The organism is Streptomyces sp. NPDC020747, assembly GCF_044334695.1.
GTDB lineage: Bacteria > Actinomycetota > Actinomycetes > Streptomycetales > Streptomycetaceae > Streptomyces.
Genome location: NZ_JBIRTJ010000009.1, coordinates 16,251 through 32,710, shown reverse-complemented (window position 1 = coordinate 32,710; position 16,460 = coordinate 16,251). Strand labels below are relative to the sequence as shown.

Annotated in this window: 13 protein-coding genes; 7 read left to right on the top strand and 6 right to left on the bottom strand. The window is 71.3% G+C overall.

All coding sequences use genetic code 11. The features are described from left to right. Nucleotides 1-169 precede the first annotated feature (169 nt). Nucleotides 170-988, bottom strand: coding sequence for an IclR family transcriptional regulator (locus ACH4YP_RS23395; RefSeq protein WP_200399604.1), 819 nt, complete (start codon nucleotides 986-988; stop codon nucleotides 170-172). A gap of 215 nt (nucleotides 989-1,203) precedes the next feature. Here ACH4YP_RS23395 and ACH4YP_RS23390 point away from each other — a divergent pair, with 215 nt between their 5' ends. Both ACH4YP_RS23390 and ACH4YP_RS23385 read left to right on the top strand, forming a co-directional pair. Next, nucleotides 1,204-1,551, top strand: a complete 348-nt coding sequence (locus ACH4YP_RS23390) for a bifunctional 3-phenylpropionate/cinnamic acid dioxygenase ferredoxin subunit (protein ID WP_361072985.1) — start codon at nucleotides 1,204-1,206, stop codon at nucleotides 1,549-1,551. After that, the gene (locus ACH4YP_RS23385; RefSeq protein ID WP_361072988.1) at nucleotides 1,548-2,732 is read left to right on the top strand and encodes an FAD-dependent oxidoreductase; all 1,185 of its coding nucleotides are present in this window, start codon (nucleotides 1,548-1,550) and stop codon (nucleotides 2,730-2,732) included. Before ACH4YP_RS23390 ends, ACH4YP_RS23385 begins: the two co-directional genes overlap by 4 nt. Nucleotides 2,733-2,962: 230 nt before the next feature. Here ACH4YP_RS23385 and ACH4YP_RS23380 read toward each other — a convergent pair whose 3' ends face one another. Next, on the bottom strand, nucleotides 2,963-3,448 hold the full coding sequence (locus ACH4YP_RS23380; RefSeq protein ID WP_398492594.1) for a hypothetical protein: 486 nt from the start codon (nucleotides 3,446-3,448) through the stop codon (nucleotides 2,963-2,965). Between the two features lie 711 nt (nucleotides 3,449-4,159). Here ACH4YP_RS23380 and ACH4YP_RS23375 point away from each other — a divergent pair. The 3 genes from ACH4YP_RS23375 to ACH4YP_RS23365 are packed head-to-tail and all read left to right on the top strand — an operon-like array spanning nucleotide 4,160 to nucleotide 7,998. Further along, on the top strand, nucleotides 4,160-7,156 hold the full coding sequence (locus ACH4YP_RS23375; RefSeq protein ID WP_398492251.1) for a nitrate- and nitrite sensing domain-containing protein: 2,997 nt from the start codon (nucleotides 4,160-4,162) through the stop codon (nucleotides 7,154-7,156). Next, nucleotides 7,153-7,593 carry a roadblock/LC7 domain-containing protein gene (locus ACH4YP_RS23370; RefSeq protein ID WP_361068777.1) on the top strand — a complete coding sequence of 147 codons (441 nt, stop codon included), beginning with the start codon at nucleotides 7,153-7,155 and terminating at the stop codon, nucleotides 7,591-7,593. Before ACH4YP_RS23375 ends, ACH4YP_RS23370 begins: the two co-directional genes overlap by 4 nt. A gap of 9 nt (nucleotides 7,594-7,602) precedes the next feature. Continuing rightward, nucleotides 7,603-7,998 (top strand): DUF742 domain-containing protein, encoded by a 396-nt coding sequence (locus ACH4YP_RS23365; protein ID WP_055613361.1) that lies wholly within the window; start codon nucleotides 7,603-7,605, stop codon nucleotides 7,996-7,998. A gap of 97 nt (nucleotides 7,999-8,095) precedes the next feature. Here ACH4YP_RS23365 and ACH4YP_RS23360 read toward each other — a convergent pair whose 3' ends face one another. The 4 genes from ACH4YP_RS23360 to ACH4YP_RS23345 form a co-directional block, all read right to left on the bottom strand. Next, nucleotides 8,096-8,575 (bottom strand): thioesterase family protein, encoded by a 480-nt coding sequence (locus ACH4YP_RS23360; RefSeq protein WP_398492249.1) that lies wholly within the window; start codon nucleotides 8,573-8,575, stop codon nucleotides 8,096-8,098. Next, nucleotides 8,572-9,573: a 3-hydroxyacyl-CoA dehydrogenase NAD-binding domain-containing protein gene (locus ACH4YP_RS23355; protein ID WP_398492247.1), complete on the bottom strand. Its 1,002-nt coding sequence runs from the start codon at nucleotides 9,571-9,573 to the stop codon at nucleotides 8,572-8,574. The genes ACH4YP_RS23360 and ACH4YP_RS23355 overlap by 4 nt, the downstream gene beginning before the upstream one ends. 148 nt (nucleotides 9,574-9,721) lie before the next feature. Further along, complete coding sequence (locus tag ACH4YP_RS23350) at nucleotides 9,722-10,615, bottom strand: 3-keto-5-aminohexanoate cleavage protein (RefSeq protein WP_361068772.1); 894 nt, start codon at nucleotides 10,613-10,615, stop codon at nucleotides 9,722-9,724. 253 nt (nucleotides 10,616-10,868) lie between these two features. Beyond that, the gene (locus tag ACH4YP_RS23345) at nucleotides 10,869-11,735 is read right to left on the bottom strand and encodes an IclR family transcriptional regulator (RefSeq protein WP_361068770.1); all 867 of its coding nucleotides are present in this window, start codon (nucleotides 11,733-11,735) and stop codon (nucleotides 10,869-10,871) included. 251 nt (nucleotides 11,736-11,986) lie between these two features. On the opposite strand from ACH4YP_RS23345, the gene ACH4YP_RS23340 reads away from it, so the two are divergent. Then, nucleotides 11,987-15,802 (top strand): hydantoinase B/oxoprolinase family protein, encoded by a 3,816-nt coding sequence (locus tag ACH4YP_RS23340; protein WP_361068767.1) that lies wholly within the window; start codon nucleotides 11,987-11,989, stop codon nucleotides 15,800-15,802. Next, nucleotides 15,783-16,388: an ATP/GTP-binding protein gene (locus ACH4YP_RS23335; protein ID WP_361068764.1), complete on the top strand. Its 606-nt coding sequence runs from the start codon at nucleotides 15,783-15,785 to the stop codon at nucleotides 16,386-16,388. Before ACH4YP_RS23340 ends, ACH4YP_RS23335 begins: the two co-directional genes overlap by 20 nt. Nucleotides 16,389-16,460 lie beyond the last annotated feature (72 nt).

Below are 16,460 nucleotides of genomic sequence, written 5' to 3'. Positions count from 1 at the left end.
CCCGGGGCCCTCTTGGGGGGGGTTTTAATCTCTTCCAAACGCTCGGGGCCGCAAAAAATCCCCCCCACACAACCCCGGGGGGGGGCTTGTTCCCCCCCCCCCCCCGCTTCGTGCCTCGTCCGTCCGGCGACCGGTCTCCGGCTCCGGTCCGTGTCCGGTCCCGCTTCCGTCAGAAGCCGTATCCCATCCGGCGCGACAGGTCGGCGGCGGCTGCCGCCGTGCGCTTGGCGAGATCGGGCAGGCGGTCCGAGTCCAGCCGGTACACCGGGCCCGAGACGCTGATCGCGCCGATCACCTTCCCGTCGTGGGCGCGCACCGGGGCGGCGGTCGCGGCAAGCCCCAGCTCCAGCTCCTCCAGGGCGAACGCGTACCCCTGCTCCACCACGGCCTCCAGCTCGCCGCGCAGCGCGGCCGTGCCGGTGATCGTGCGCTCGGTGAAACGCGGCAGCGGCCTGGCCAGCAGTCCTTCCCTCAGGGTCGGCGGCAGATGCCCCAGCAGCACCTTTCCGCTGGACGTGGCGTGCAGCGGGGTGCGTCTGCCCAGCCAGTTCTGGGCCGTGACGGAGGCCGCGCCGCGGGCCTGCATGATGTTGACCGCCGCGTTGTCGTCGAGCACCGCGATGTTGACGGTCTCGCCCACCTCGTCCGCGAGTTCGCGGCACACGGGCACCCCCTCCTGGGAGATGTCCAGACGCACTGCCGCCGCCCCCGCCAGGCGTAGTACGCCGGCGCCCAGGTAGTACTTCCCGCGGTCCTTGGCCTGGGCGACCAATCCCCTGTTCTCCAGCACTCCGAGGAGCCGGAAGGCGGTGGACTTGTGCACCTCCAGCTCGTCGGCGATCTCGGTGACGCCCGCCTCGCCGAGCCGGGCGAGGATCTCCAGCACGCTCACGGCGCGGTCCACGGACTGGACGGCGCTCCCCGCGCCCCTGCTCTGCTTCCCGGGTGTCTCCTCTGTGCGGTCAGCCTGCTTCTGCGTGCGGGTCATAACTCAACTCTCACCACCTGGCGGCCCGGATTGAGCCGCATCTGCCGGAAGCCCTTGACTTGACGGGCATCCCGCGCGGATTCTGTTGCGCATAGCGCTCCCTCGTGCGCCATACGAAACATCATGTTACCGAAGAGTCCGAGACCGGGAAGGTCTCGGACCAGACCGGACCTGAGAGGTCCAGGACCGTGGGTCCTGGACCGAGAGGGGGGCCCGTGATTCCCGTCTGCCGCCTTGATGACCTCCCCGCGGGCGAATCCGTCCGTATCGACACCACACCGCCCATCGCCGTGTTCAACGCCGACGGCGAGCTGTACGCCATCGATGACACCTGCACCCACCAGGATGCGTCCCTCTCCGAGGGCTGGCTGGAGGGTTGTCTGGTCGAATGCCCGCTCCACGCCGCGTCATTCGATCTCCGCACCGGCCGGCCGACGTGCCTTCCCGCACGTCGGGCCGTCCGCACCCACCGTGTCACCGTCGACGAAGGCGTCGTCCATGTCCACGTGGCGGCCGAAGTGGTGGCCGTGGTGGCGTCCGAAGAGGAGGGCACGGCGGCATGAGGACCGTGACCGTCGTCGGGGCCTCGCTCTCCGGGCTGTACGCGGCCCGGGAACTGCGCGCCCAGGGGTTCGACGGGCGACTGGTGGTCGTCGGGGACGAACCGCACCGCCCCTACGACCGCCCTCCGTTGTCCAAGGACTTCCTCACCGGCCGGTCCGGCGAGGACCAACTCGCCCTCTCCGACGCCGAGGAGACCGCCGAGCTCGACGCCGAGTGGCTGCTCGGCGTCCGCGCCCGCGGCCTGGACGCGCGCGGCCGGACCGTCCTCCTGGGCGACGGCCGCACCGTCTCCACCGACGGCGTGATCATCGCCACCGGAGCCTCGGCCCGCAGGCTCCCCGGCTGCGAACTCACCGGAGTCCACACCCTGCGCACCCTCGACGACGCGCGTGCGCTGCGTGCCGAACTCGCCGCGGACACCCGCCGTGTCGTCGTCATCGGTGGCGGCTTCATCGGCGCCGAGACGGCCTCCTCCTGCGCGGGGCTGGGCCACGACGTCACCGTCGTCGAGGCCGCGCCGCTGCCGCTGGTGCCCCAACTCGGCCCGGAGATGGCCGCGGTGTGCGCCGGCCTGCACCGGCGCGGCGGCGTCGACCTGGTCACGGGCACCGGTGTCGCCGGGCTGCGCGGCACGGTCGCGGTGACCGGCGTGGAACTCGCCGACGGCCGGCTGCTCCCCGCCGACATCGTGATCGTCGGCATCGGAGCCACCCCCAACGCCGACTGGCTGGCGGGCTCGACGCTCGCACTGCACGACGGAGTGCTGTGCGACGACGGCTGCGTGACGGCTCTGCCCCAGGTGGTCGCCGTCGGTGACGTCGCCCGCGTCGGCGGCACCCGTGCCGAGCACTGGACCAGCGCCACCGAGCAGCCCCGGGTCGCCGTGCGCAACCTCCTCGCGGGGCACACGGCGGAGACCGTGCGTCCGCTGCCCTACTTCTGGTCCGACCAGTACGGGGCACGGATCCAGTTCGCCGGACGGCGGCTCGACACCGACACCGTCCGGATCACGGAGGGCGGCGTCAGCGATGGCGTGCCCGACGAGGGAGGCTTTCTCGCCCTGTACGAGCGGGACGGCCGGACGACAGCGGTGCTCTCCATGGACCGACCGCGGCCGTTCATGCGTGCCCGGCGTGAACTCGGGCGCGCGGTGACGGTGGCGGAGGCGGCCGTCTCGTAGCGGGGCCGCCCTCCCCGGTGGGAGAGGGCTGCCGCCGTGTCCTGACGGGGGAGGGGCGCAGCCGTGGCCGCGCCCCGAGGCGACGCACTGGAGCGCTCCCCGGGGGTGCTCGCCGCGGGGAGCCGACCGCAAGGCGCTTGCCGGAGAAGAGCTTGCCGAGCGGCGCTTGCCAAGGGGCATCGCCTTCCGGCAGAGGGGCGCCGCCTCCAGAAGTGCGCCCCGAAGTGCGACTAGGAGTGCGACAACTGGCCCGCGCCGCCGCCCTGTCGGCGTATCCGCTCCTTGGTCCGCTCCGACGCCCGCTCCTGGCGCCGTGCCCTGCGCCGCTCGCGCCGCAGGGCACGGGCCGTGCTGTTGGGCGCCGACACCACGCCGTTGCGCTGGTTCCACACCTGGCGCGTCACCCATACGTCCAGGGCGCCCCAGGTGGCGACCACCGTGCTCGCCACGCTGCTCAGCACCATGGGGAACGCGAGCCAGGAACCGGCCAGCGTGCACAGGAAGGCCACCATCGCCTGGATCAGCGTGACGGCGATGATGATGACGGCCCGCACCGCGGACGCCCGCACGGGGTCGGGCAGCCGGCGCCTGGTCGCGGGTTCCTCGACCCACAACTGCCGGTAGTAGTCCTGCTCTTCAGCCTCGGCCTCGGCTTCCATGGCGGCTTCCGCCTCGGCGTTCGCGACGGCTTCAGCCCTGGTCTCCGTCTCGGCCATCGGCTCAGCTTCCGCGACAGTCTCCGTCTCGGCCTTCGACTCCGCTTCCGCCTCCGCATCCGCGACGGTTACCGTCCCGGTCTCCGCATCCGCTCCCGCCACGAACCGAGCACCCCTGGCGGGCTTCTTACCGGTTTTCGTCCCGGCGCCTGTCAGGGACTCCTCCTCGGCCGCCCTCACCGGGATGCCGGCCGGAATGTCGTGATCCGGTGCCTGTGGACCCCGCCGTGCCTTCGTGGCTTCCGCGACGCCCGTCCCGGCTGTCCCGTGCCGCTCCGCCGTGCCCATCAACTCGTCACTCCCCAACCGCCCGACAACCGCCTGCACCGGCGTCACGAGAACCCCGGCTCCCCATTGGCTGCCCGGCTTGCGCTGTTTTACGCTGCCTGGGCGCGGCATGCGGCACCTGCTGCCGATTCCGCCTCCAACTTCCGTACAGACAGACGATCGACGTAACGCGAAGATTCCCGCCGACCGTAAAATTCCGGCCAACTGGCCCGCTGTGCGGACCGTATGGCGCCCGGTGTGCCGTGTCGGATTCGGGGAGGCAATCTCCCGCAATGAACGGACAACTGCTGATGTCCTGTTACCGTCCCGGAACGAGTCGGTCCGGACGGGCCTTCGAGATAGCACTGTGTCGGTAGTAGGCTCACGCCGTTTGTTGACGCACATGTGTGCCCCCGGTCGCCGGGGGTCGAGCTGGGGGAGGCCATGCGCTTTCGCGGGAAGTCCATCCGCCGGAAGATCGTGGCGCTGTTGCTCGTGCCGCTGGTTTCCCTGACCGGGATCTGGGGCTTCGCCACGGTACTCACGGGGCGCGAGGTCAACCAGCTGTTCGACACGACGTTCATCGTTCAGGAGATCGGCTATCCGACCGAGGACGTCATCAGCGTCCTTCAGGACGAGCGCCGCCAGACGCTCGTCTATCTCGCCGACCCCCGGGCGTCCGAGGCACTCGCCGATCTGCGGCGTACCCGGACCGCCACGGACGAGGTCGTGTCGAAGATCCGCAGGAACGCCAAGGACGGCGATCTGCGGGACGAGTTGGGCTCGGAGACCACCGAGCGACTCACCGCGATCCTGGACGCCTTCGACGGCGTCGGCCCGCTGCGCCAGAGCGTCGAGGACAACACCGTCACCCGCCTCCAGGCCCTCGACCTCTACAACCGCCTGGTGGACCCCTGTTACACCCTCCTGGCCAACCTCCATGTCCTCGACAACGTGGACGTGGACAAACAGGGCCGCGCCCTCGTCAACATGTCGCGTGCCCGTGAGCTGCTCGCCCGCGAGGACGCCCTCCTCGGCTCCGCGCTCGTCGTCGGCCGGGTGACCCGCGAGGAGGCCCGCGACGTCTCCGACCTCGTCGCCCAGCGCACGCTGATGTACGAGGTCGGCCTGCCGCTGCTGCCCAACGCCGAGCGGGCACGCTACGACCGCTACTGGAAGAACGCCGCCACCGCACCACTGCGCGTGGCCGAGCAGTCCGTCATCGCCTCCTCGCCCGGCGAGCCCCGCGGAGTCTCCGCGAAGAGCTGGGACGGCGTCGCGGGCGATGTCCTCGACGGGCTCGACAAGCTCAACACCCAGGCGGGCGACCGCTTCCAGGACCGCGTGCGCCCTGTGGCGATCGGCGTCATCGTCAAGGCCGGCGTCGCCGGGGTGCTGGGCCTGGTAGCCCTGCTGGTCTCTCTCATCATGTCCGTACGCATCGGCCGCAGCCTCGTCCGCGACCTGCGCCGGCTCCGTCTGGAGGCCCACGAGACCGCCGGTGTGCGGCTGCCCAGCGTGATGCGCCGCCTCTCCGCGGGCGAACAGGTCGACGTGGAGACCGAGGTCCCGCGTCTGGAGTACGAGAAGAACGAGATGGGCGAGGTCAGCCAGGCCCTCAACATCCTCCAGCGGGCCGCCGTCGAGGCCGCCGTCAAGCAGTCCGAGCTGCGCAGCGGCGTCTCCGAGGTCTTCGTGAACCTCGCCCGCCGCAGCCAGGTCCTGCTGCACAAGCAGCTCACCCTGCTCGACACCATGGAGCGCAGGACCGACGACACCGACGAACTCGCCGACCTGTTCCGCCTCGACCACCTGACGACCCGTATGCGCCGACACGCCGAGGGCCTGGTGATCCTCTCCGGCGCCGCCCCGTCCCGGCAGTGGCGCAAACCCGTCCAGCTGATGGACGTCGTACGCGCCGCCGTCGCCGAGGTCGAGGACTACGAGCGCATCGAGGTACGACGGCTGCCGCGGATGGCCGTCACCGGGTCCGCGGTCGCCGACGTCACCCACCTCGTGGCCGAACTCCTGGAGAACGCCACGGTGTTCTCGCCGCCGCACACGGCCGTCCAGGTGGTCGGCGAGCGCGTCGCCAACGGCTTCACCCTGGAGATCCACGACCGCGGCCTCGGCATGGCCGCTGAGGCGCTCCTCGACGCCAACCTGCGGCTCGCCGAGACCCCCGAGTTCGAGCTCTCGGACACCGACCGGCTCGGCCTCTTCGTGGTCAGCCGGCTCGCCCAGCGGCAGAACGTCCGCGTGTCGCTGCAGCCGTCCCCGTACGGCGGCACCACCGCCGTGGTCTTCGTGCCGGACGCGCTCCTCTCGGACGACGTGCCCGACACGAACGGCATGGGCTTCCGGCTCGACCGGGCCCTGCCCCCGAAGCAGGACGGCGAAGAGGGGCGTACGGCGGCCCTGACCCAGGTTCCGGTCACGCTGCCCGGCCGGACCGCCTCGATGCTGGACGGACCCGTCGAACTGGAGGCGCCCGTCGACCTGGACGCCCTCGAAGACTTCCCGGACCCCCTCGACGACCAGGACGGCGAACGCGGAGGCATCTTCCGCCCCCGCCGCTCCATCGCCGGGGTGCCCGGTGACCAGCAGCAGGTACGGCAGGATCCGCGCGAGCCGTCGCACGCCGACGGCGACGCCGAGGAACCGTCCGGCGGACCCTTGCAGCTTCCGCGCCGTCGCGCCCCCAAGCTCGTCAGCTCCCACGGGCGCCCCGTGACCCAGACCAAGACACGGCGCGACGAGGCCACGGACCGCGCCGACGCCGACGGGGTGACGGAACTGCCCCAGGCGGCCCGGGAGTCGTCCGAGCGGCCGGGCGTCCTGGAGGACCTGCCGAAGCGGTCGAGGAGTGCCAGGCGAGGACCGTCCCGCCGCGAGCCCGGGGACTCTCTCGGCTCCCGCCGGGGCCCCTCGGACGACTGGCCCGGAGCCACCGACTCGGCGAACGGCCCTGTGGAGCGCCGTCAGGCCCTGGAACGCGGCGGCGACCCCAGCGGCCCGGCGGGTCCCGGCGAGGCGCTCTCGAGCGGTCCTGAGGCCGTCGAGGGCCGCCGGGACGCGGACGCCCCGGCCCTTCCCCAGCGCGCGTCGCGTCGCGGCGCCGAGTCCGGCGGCACCCTCCCCGGTACTCCGGCCGGAGGCGGCGGAACACGCCCCGGCGCGGCTGCCGGTGGCGGCACCGGCGCACTGCCCCGCCGCGTACGGCAGGCCAATCTGGCCCCTCAGCTCAAGGACGGACCCGACCGGCGGGCCGCGCAGGACGCGGTCCGCGGGGCGGACCCGACGGAGCGCGACGCCGACGAAGTACGCAACCGTATGGCCTCGCTCCAGCGCGGCTGGCGACGCGGCCGTGAGGAGAACGCCGAGGGCGACGAGGCCCAGGACGGCACAGCACCAGGAACGACTAAGGGAGACGGTCGATGACCGCACCGAAGGCCGCCGGCCACACCACGACCAGCTCGTCGACGGGGGAACTCAACTGGCTCCTCGACGACCTGGTGGCGCGTGTCGCCAGCATCCGCAAAGCACTCGTGCTCTCCGGGGACGGACTCCCCACGGGGGTCTCCACCGACCTGACGAGGGAGGACAGCGAACATCTGGCCGCCGTCGCCTCCGGGTTCCACAGCCTCGCCAAGGGCGTCGGGCGACACTTCGAGGCGGGCAGCGTCCGCCAGACCATCGTCGAACTGGACGACGCCTTCCTGTTCGTCACGGCCGCGGGCGACGGCAGCTGCCTCGCGGTCCTCTCCGACTCCGACTCCGATGTCGGGCAGGTCGCGTACGAGATGACGCTGCTGGTCAAGAGGGTCGGCGCACATCTGGCCGCCGCTCCGCGCACCGAACTGCCCTCGGGCGGGTAGTGGGATGGCATGAGCGGAGACAGTCAGGGGATGTCCCACTGGTTCGACGACGAGGCCGGACCCGTGGTCCGTCCGTATGCCATGACACGCGGCCGCACCACCAGCGCGGCCCAGCACCGCCTCGACCTGATCGCGGTGGTCGTGACCGAGCTGCACGCCGACGACCCGGAGGCGGACCACTCGCTGTCTCCGGAGCACGTGGACATCGTCGGGCTCTGCCGTGACGCCCCCCAGTCGGTCGCCGAACTCGCCGCCGAACTCGACCTGCCCGTCGGGGTCGTGCGCGTCCTCATCGGCGACCTCGTGGACGACGAGCTGGTCCATGTGACGCGTCCGGTGCCACCGGCCGAACTGCCGGACGAAAGCATTCTCCGCGATGTGATCAGCGGCCTCCGGGCCCTGTGACGCGACTCGGAGGCCCAGGTGACCCGGGCCTCCGGGGCGGAGGGCAGGGGAGGCATCCGCGGCGGACGACCCCGGAACCCCTTCGCCTCGGTCGGCCTCAGACGACCCGGGCGATGGAACGCCCGGCCCACTCCGGCGCCGTCTCCACCAGCGGGGCGAGCCGGTCGCGGACGCCCTCCGGGAACGGGGTGGCCCGTCCGGCCTTCTGGTCCACGTGAAGGGCGAGCAGTTCCGACGTGGCGACCACGGCGGCGTCCGCGTCAGGTGCGGCCTTCGCCGCGTCCAGGACGTACATCTCGTGCGTGAAGTGTGCCTTCTTGCCGCCGGCCCCGAGAATCCGGGTGCGGACGCCCAGTCGGGCCCCCTCGGGTACGTCCCGCAGATAGCGGATGTGCGACTCGACGGTGTAGAGCGAACAGCCGCTGTCCGCGCGGTAGGCGGCGTCCATCCCCGTCGCGTCCATCATCGCGTCGGTCGCGTGGCCGAAGACGAGGACGTAGAACGCCTCGCTCAAGTGCCCGTTGTAGTCGATCCACTCGGGGCGCACGGTCTCGCGGAAGAGGGGCAGGGACGTCATCGGGCGCCGGTCCCGGGCAGCCGGCCGGTGGCGCGCAGGACGTCTATGACGCCCTGGTCGCGCTCCGCGACGAGGTCCGCGATCGTCCGTCCGTCGGAGGCGTCCTCGCAGCCCGCGACGACGGCCTCGTAGAGCGGCCCGTCCAGCTCCGGGGCCTCCAGCCGGGTCCACGGGGACTTCAGAGACGGGCCGAAGTGGTCCAGCATGTGCGCCATGCCGCCCTCCCCACCGGCCAGCGCGAAGGTCAGCATCGGGCCCATGAACGCCCAGCGCAGCCCGGGACCCTCGGTGATGGACCGGTCTATCTCACGCACCGTCGCCTCGCCGTTGGCGACCATGTGCAGGGCCTCCCGCCACAGCGCCTCCTGGAGACGGTTGGCGATGAAACCGGGAACCTCGCGCTCCATGGTGATCACGGACTTGCCCGCCACCTCGTAGAAGCGGGCGGCCCACTCGACCGCCGCCGCGTCCGTGTGCTCGCCCCCGACGACCTCGACGAGCGGGATGAGATACGGCGGATTGAACGGATGGCCGACGACCAGCCGGCCCGGCGTGACGGCCGCCGTCTGCATGTCCGTCATCGGGTAGCCGGACGTGGATGAGGCGATGACGACCCCGGGGGGCGTCGCCGCGTCGAGTTTCGCCAGCAGCTCTCGCTTGAGCTCCAGCTTCTCCGGAGCGCTCTCCTGCACGAACTGGGCCTCCGCCACCGCCTCTTCGAGCGTGTCGGTGACCGTGAGACGGGCCGGGGAGGCACCCGGGGCGAGGCCCAGCTGCTCCAGCGCCGGCCACGCGGCGTCCACGAGACGGCGCAGCCGTGCCTCGGCGTCGGGCGCCGGGTCCCACGCCCTGACGGCGTATCCGCGGGCCAGGAAGTGGGCGACCCAGCCGCCGCCGATGACCCCGGCGCCGACGCACGCCACGGTGCGTACGTCCTGGGGGGCGGGCCTGGGCACGGAGGTCCGTGCCGTGTCGGGGGCGTCCGAAGTGTGGGGCACCAAGGGCTCCTTGAGGTCTCGACGTGGGGGAACGGTGGTGGCTGTGACCGGTGGGCCCTGAGGTACGCGGTCTCTGTCGGGCGTGCGGTCTCCGTGGGGCGCGGGGTCTTTGCTGGGCGCCCGGTCGGCGGGCGCCGCGTTCCGCGGGTCAGCCACGTGGTTTGAGGCCGAGCCTCAGCCGGGCCTCGTCCGGCGTCGCGACGCGCGCGCCCATCGCCTCGACGATCGTCACCGCGCGCTCGACCAGTTGCGCGTTGGTCGCCTTGACGCCCTTGCCGAGGTAGAGGTTGTCCTCCAGACCGACCCGTACATGCCCGCCGAGCAGCACCGACTGGGCGACCCACGGCATCTGCATCCGCCCGAGGGCGAAGCTGGCCCACTGGGCGCCCTCCGGCAGCATGTTGACCATCGACTGCAGTACGCCCGGATCGGCGGGCGCGCCCCACGGGACGCCCATGCACAGCTGGAAGACCGTCGGATCGTCCAACAGCCCCTCGGTGCGCAACTGCTTGGCGAACCAGAGGTGCCCGGTGTCGAAGATCTCCAACTCGGGCCGTACACCCAGCTCCTGGATGCGCCTCGCCCCTGTACGGAGCATGTCCGGAGTGGACACGTAGAGGTTCGAGCCGTCGCCGAAGTTGAGGGAGCCGCAGTCCAGGGTGCAGATGTCGGGCAGCAGGTCCTCGACGTGCGGCAGCCGGTCCAGTCCGCCCACGAGGTCGGTGCCGGGCAGGTGCCTCAGCGGCTCCTCCGGGTCGATGACCAGGTCGCCGCCCATGCCCGCGGTCAGGTTGACGACGATGTCCGTGCCGGTCTCCCTGATGCGCTCGACGACCTCCCGGTACAGCCGCGGGTCACGGGAGGGCGCCCCCGTCTCCGGATCGCGCACGTGGATGTGGACGGCGGCAGCTCCGGCCTCCGCGGCCTCGACGGCGGAGCGGGCGATCTGCTCGGGGGTCACAGGAACGTGCGGGCTCTTCCGCACCGTGTCTCCGGCACCGGTGAGGGCGCACGTGATGATGACGTCCTGGTTCATGGTCATGCGGGGGCCTCCGCTGTGCGGGGGTGGGTATCAGGTGGGGTGATTACGCACATCGATGTTCGCATCGCGTTCATGCGTCGCATATAACGAACATGCCGCCTGGAGCCGTCGTCCGTCAAGGGCGCCCTTCGACGGCACCGGCCGGGGCACCGGCGGGGGTGCCGCGTCACCGTCAGTACGGGTCCCTCGGCCGGCATCGGCCCATCGGGCGGTACCTGCCCCACCCCCGGCACCGGCCGCCCGCCCCGAGGTGTCACAACGCGCGTGCCGCCCGCGCCACCTCCTCCGCCGCACCGCACGCCAGCGCCCCCAGTGCCGGGAAACGGGACTCGGGCACCCGGTCCTGCGGGCCCCAGATGCTGAGCACGGCGAACGGCCGGTCGCGGGTGCCGAGGACGGGCGCGGACACCCCGTACAGATTCCGCTCCATCTCGCCCGCGCACACGCTGTAACCCCGCTCCCGCGTCTCGGCCAGCTCCGCGCGCAGCCGCCCCCGGTCGGCGACGGTCGTGTCGGTGTACGCGGTCAGCGGTTCGGCCAGCAGCACGTCCACCTCTTCCGCCGGCAGCCAGGCCAGGAGCGCCTTTCCGGTCGAGGTGGCGTGCAGTGGCGCCTGCCGCCCCAGCCACTTGGCGCTGAGGACCACCGGGGGAGTCACCTCGTCGATGTACGTCAGCCCGAGCTGCTGCACCACCGCGAGGTTGGCCGTCTCGCCCGTCTGCTCGCTGACCTGGCGCAGGATGCCGTGCGAGCGCCGGATGAGCCCGTCGAACCCGGCGGCCGAGGCCATCCGGGCGACCGCGAAACCCACGGTGTAACGGCTGGTCAGCGGATTGCGCTCAACCAGGCCGTACTGCTCCATGGTGGACAGCAGCCGCCAGGCCGTGGCCCGGTTGAGCCCGCAGCGGCTCGCGAGATTCGTCGCCGTGTCGCCGTCCGGCGCGCTGTCCGCCGTCGCCTCCAGCAGGGTGATCGCCCGCTCCAGGGACTGGACCTTGCCGGACGATCCGCCGGTCTCGGCGAGAGGTGAGGCGTGGCCGCCGCCCGTGCCGGGGTCCGACTTCGTCTCGGTGCCGCCGGTGGCGCTGTCGTCCGCGTGAGGGGGCTCTGGCGTACGCATTTTCCTTGGCTCCTGACAGTTCGGCCGGGATTCGGCCCCTTGGCCGGCTTGGGTACGACCTCTGGCGTCTCATTATGCGAGCGACTATCGCGCTATGTGAAAGATTCAGTGACCGAATGAGCGAGGCCGGCCATCAAGCGACGCCCGCTCCGGACCGAAGGCCGAGGTGCCGGACCCCGATATGATCTGACCGATCGTCGAAAGGCACCTCCGGCTCGGGGCCGGAGCAGCGCGACATCGGGGAGACGGACGTGAAGGGCTGGCAGTTCTGGGTCGACCGCGGTGGCACCTTCACCGATGTCGTCGCCCAGCGCCCCGACGGCAGGCTGCTCACCCGCAAACTCCTCTCGGACAACCCGTCCCGGTACGCCGACGCGGCCGTGGCGGGCATCCGCGAACTCCTCACCGAAGCCGGTGACGCCTCGACAGGACGGGCGGCCGAGCAGGACCCCGGTCACCAGAACGGCCTACCGGTGGAATCCGTTCGTATGGGCACCACCGTCGCCACCAACGCACTCCTGGAGCGCAAGGGCGAACGCACCCTCCTCGTCGTCACCCGCGGCTTCCGCGACGCGCTGCGGATCGCCTATCAGAACCGCCCACGGATCTTCGCCCGCGAGATCGAACTCCCCGAACTGCTCCACGAACGCGTCATCGAGGTCGACGAACGCATCGCCGCCGACGGCACCGTCCTGCGCGCCCCCGACCTGGACGCCCTCGCCGGACCTCTCCAGGAGGCGTACGACGCCGGAATCCGCGCCGTCGCCGTCGTCTGCATGCACAGCCACCTCCACCCCGCCCACGAACAGGCCGTCGGCGAGCTGGCCGCCCGCACCGGCTTCCCGCAGATCTCGCTCTCCAGCGAGGTCAGCCCCCTGATGAAACTCGTCCCACGCGGTGACACGGCCGTCGTCGACGCCTATCTGTCGCCCGTCCTGCGCCGCTACGTCCAGCACGTCGCCGACGAACTCCGCGGCGTACGACTGATGTTCATGCAGTCCAACGGAGGCCTCGCCGAAGCCGGACAGTTCCGCGGCAAGGACGCCATCCTCTCCGGGCCGGCCGGCGGCATCGTCGGCATGGCGCGGATGTCCCAGCTCGCCGGCTTCGACCGCGTCATCGGCTTCGACATGGGCGGCACCTCCACGGACGTCTCGCACTTCGCGGGCGAGTACGAACGCGTCTTCACCACGCAGATCGCCGGTGTCCGGCTGCGCGCGCCCATGCTCGACATCCACACCGTCGCGGCGGGCGGCGGATCCGTCCTCCACTTCGACGGCTCCCGCTACCGCGTAGGGCCGGACTCGGCGGGCGCGGCCCCGGGCCCCGCCTGCTACCGCGGCGGCGGCCCGCTCACCGTCACCGACGCCAACGTGGCCCTCGGCCGGATCCAACCCGCCCATTTCCCCAGGGTGTTCGGCCCCGACGGCGACCAGTCGCTGGACGAGGCCCTCGTCCGCGACCGCTTCACCGCCCTCGCCGAGGAGATCGGCGAGCGGACCGGCGACGACCGCACGCCCGAGCAGGTCGCCGAGGGCTATCTGCAGATCGCCGTGGCCAACATCGCCAACGCCGTGAAGCGCATCTCGGTCCAGAAGGGCCACGACGTCACCCGCTACGCGCTGACCACCTTCGGCGGCGCGGGCGGCCAGCACGCGTGCATGGTCGCCGACTCGCTCGGCATCCGCACCGTCCTCGTACCGCCCATGGCCGGGATGCTCTCCGCACTCGGCATCGGGCTCGCCGACACCACGGCCATGCGTGAACAGTCCGTCGAAGAGCCCCTGGACGCCTCCGCGATGCCCGGCATCCTCAAGACCGCCGACGGCCTGGAGGGCGCCGCCCGCGCCGAACTCCTCGCCGAGGACGTCCCCCAGGACCGCATCCGGGTCACCCGCCGGGCCCAACTGCGCTATGACGGCACGGACACGGCACTCACCGTCGAGCTGACCGAGCCCGACACCATGACCCGCACCTTCGAAGACCGCCATCGCGCCACCTACTCCTTCACCCTCGACCGTCCGGTCGTCGTCGAAGCCCTCTCCGTGGAAGCCACCGGTCTCACCGAACCCCCCGATCTGTCCGCCCTCGTCACCCCGCACTCCGCGCCCGGCACCCCGGAGACGGCTCGCCTCCACACCGGCGGCACCTGGCGCGACGTACCCCTGCGCCGCCGCGAGGAACTGCCCCCGGGCGACACCGTCACCGGCCCCGCGATCATCACCGAGGCCAGCTCGACGACCGTCGTCGACGACGGCTGGCAGGCGGCCATGACCGACGACGGGCATCTGGTCATGGAACGGGTGGCGGTCACGGAGAGTTCCGATCTCGGGACGGAAGTCGACCCCGTTCTCCTTGAGGTCTTCAACAACCTCTTCATGGCCATCGCCGAACAGATGGGCGCCCGCCTGGAGTCCACCGCCCAGTCCGTCAACATCAAGGAACGCCTGGACTTCTCCTGCGCGCTCTTCGACCCCGAAGGCAACCTGGTCGCGAACGCCCCTCATATCCCGGTGCACTTGGGATCGATGGGCACCAGCGTCAAGGAGGTCATCCGCCGCCGCGGCGACAGCATGCGCCCCGGCGACACGTACGCGGTCAACGACCCGTACCACGGCGGCACCCACCTCCCCGACGTCACGGTGATCACCCCGGTCTTCGACACGGAGGGTGACGGCACAGCGGGCGGCGACGATTCGGAAAGCGACGACAGAGACGGCGATGCGGACGGCGGCCGCATCCTCTTCTACGTCGCCTCGCGTGGCCACCACGCGGAGATCGGCGGCATCGCGCCGGGGTCCATGCCGGCCAACAGCCGCACCATCGAGGAGGAAGGCATCCTCTTCGACAACTGGCTGCTCGTGGAAGGCGGCCGCCTGAGGGAGACCGAGACCCGAAGCCTCCTCACCGAGGCGCCCCACCCCTCGCGCAACCCGAAGACCAACCTCGCCGACCTGCGCGCCCAGATCGCCGCCAACCAGAAGGGCGTCGACGAAGTCGCCCGCATGATCGAGCACTTCGGGCTCGACGTCGTCCAGGCGTACATGAAGCACGTCCAGGACAACGCCGAGGACGCGGTCCGCCGAGTCATCGACACCCTTGAGGACGGCGAGTTCGCCTACGAGACCGACTCCGGCGCCGTGATCCGGGTCCGCGTCTCCGTAGACCGCGAAAAACGCTCCGCGAAGGTCGACTTCACGGGTACCTCCCCGCAGCTCGCCACCAACTTCAACGCGCCGTTCGCCGTGGTCAACGCCGCCGTCCTGTACGTCTTCCGCACCCTGGTCGACGACGACATCCCGCTCAACGACGGCTGCCTGCGCCCCCTCGACATCGTCGTACCGCCCGGCTCGATGCTCGCCCCGCGGCCACCGGCCGCCGTAGTGGCGGGAAATGTGGAGACGTCACAGGCGATCACCGGCGCCCTGTACGGTGCTCTCCGGGTGCAGGCCGAGGGCTCCGGCACCATGAACAACGTCACCTTCGGCAACCAGCGGTACCAGTACTACGAGACCGTGGCCTCCGGGTCCGGTGCGGGCGACGGCTTCCCCGGCGCGCCCGTCGTACAGACCCACATGACCAACTCGCGACTCACGGACCCCGAGGTCCTGGAGTGGCGACTGCCGGTCCAGCTGGACGAGTTCGCCGTACGAGGCGGCAGCGGAGGGGCCGGACGGTGGCGGGGCGGTGACGGTGCCGTACGCCGCATCCGGTTCCACGAGCCGATGACCGTCTCCACGCTCTCCCAGCACCGCAGGGTCCCGCCCTACGGTATGGCGGGCGGCGAACCCGGGACGCCGGGCGCCAACCGCGTGGAGCGCGCGGACGGCACGGTCACCGAACTCGCCGGGAGCGACACGGCCGAGGTCGGCCCCGGCGACGTCCTGGTCATCGAAACACCCGGCGGCGGCGGATACGGTCCACCACCGTCCGGCACCACCGAAGCAAGCTCCACCGCCGGACCAGGTTCGACCACCGAAGCAGGCTCCACCACCGATGCAGGCTCCACCGAAGCACGCGACACCACTGAAGCAGGAGAAGAGAACGATGATCTTCGGGCGCACTGAGCGCGGCAAGGCCCCCGTGGAACCCGTCACGCTCAAGATCCTCGTGGCAGGTGGTTTCGGCGTGGGCAAGACCACCATGGTCGGCGCCGTCAGCGAGATCAAGCCGCTGCGCACCGAGGAGCTGCTGACCGAGGCGGGCCGTCCCGTCGACGACACCAGCGGTGTGGAGGGCAAGCACACCACCACGGTCGCCATGGACTTCGGCCGCATCACGCTCCGCGAGGACCTGGTGCTGTACCTCTTCGGGACGCCCGGTCAGAACCGCTTCTGGTTCCTGTGGGACGAGCTCGCCACCGGCGCCCTCGGTGCCGTCGTCCTCGCCGACACCCGCCGCCTGGAGGACTGCTTCGCCGCCGTCGACTACTTCGAGCGGCGCTCCATACCCTTCGTGGTGGGCGTCAACTGCTTCGAGGGCGCGGCCCGTTACCCCACCGAAACCGTCCGCCAGGCCCTCGACCTCGACCCCGGGGTCCCCGTCGTCCTGTGCGATGCGCGCGGCCGGGAGTCGGTCAAGGAAGTCCTCATCGAGGTCGTCCAGCACGCGATGGCGTACGCCGCGGCCCATCGCCAGACCGTCACCACCTGAGACACCGGCACGAGTACGGCCCGTACCCCCGCCGACAGGGGTACGGGCCGTAGTCCTCAGGTACTGCCGATG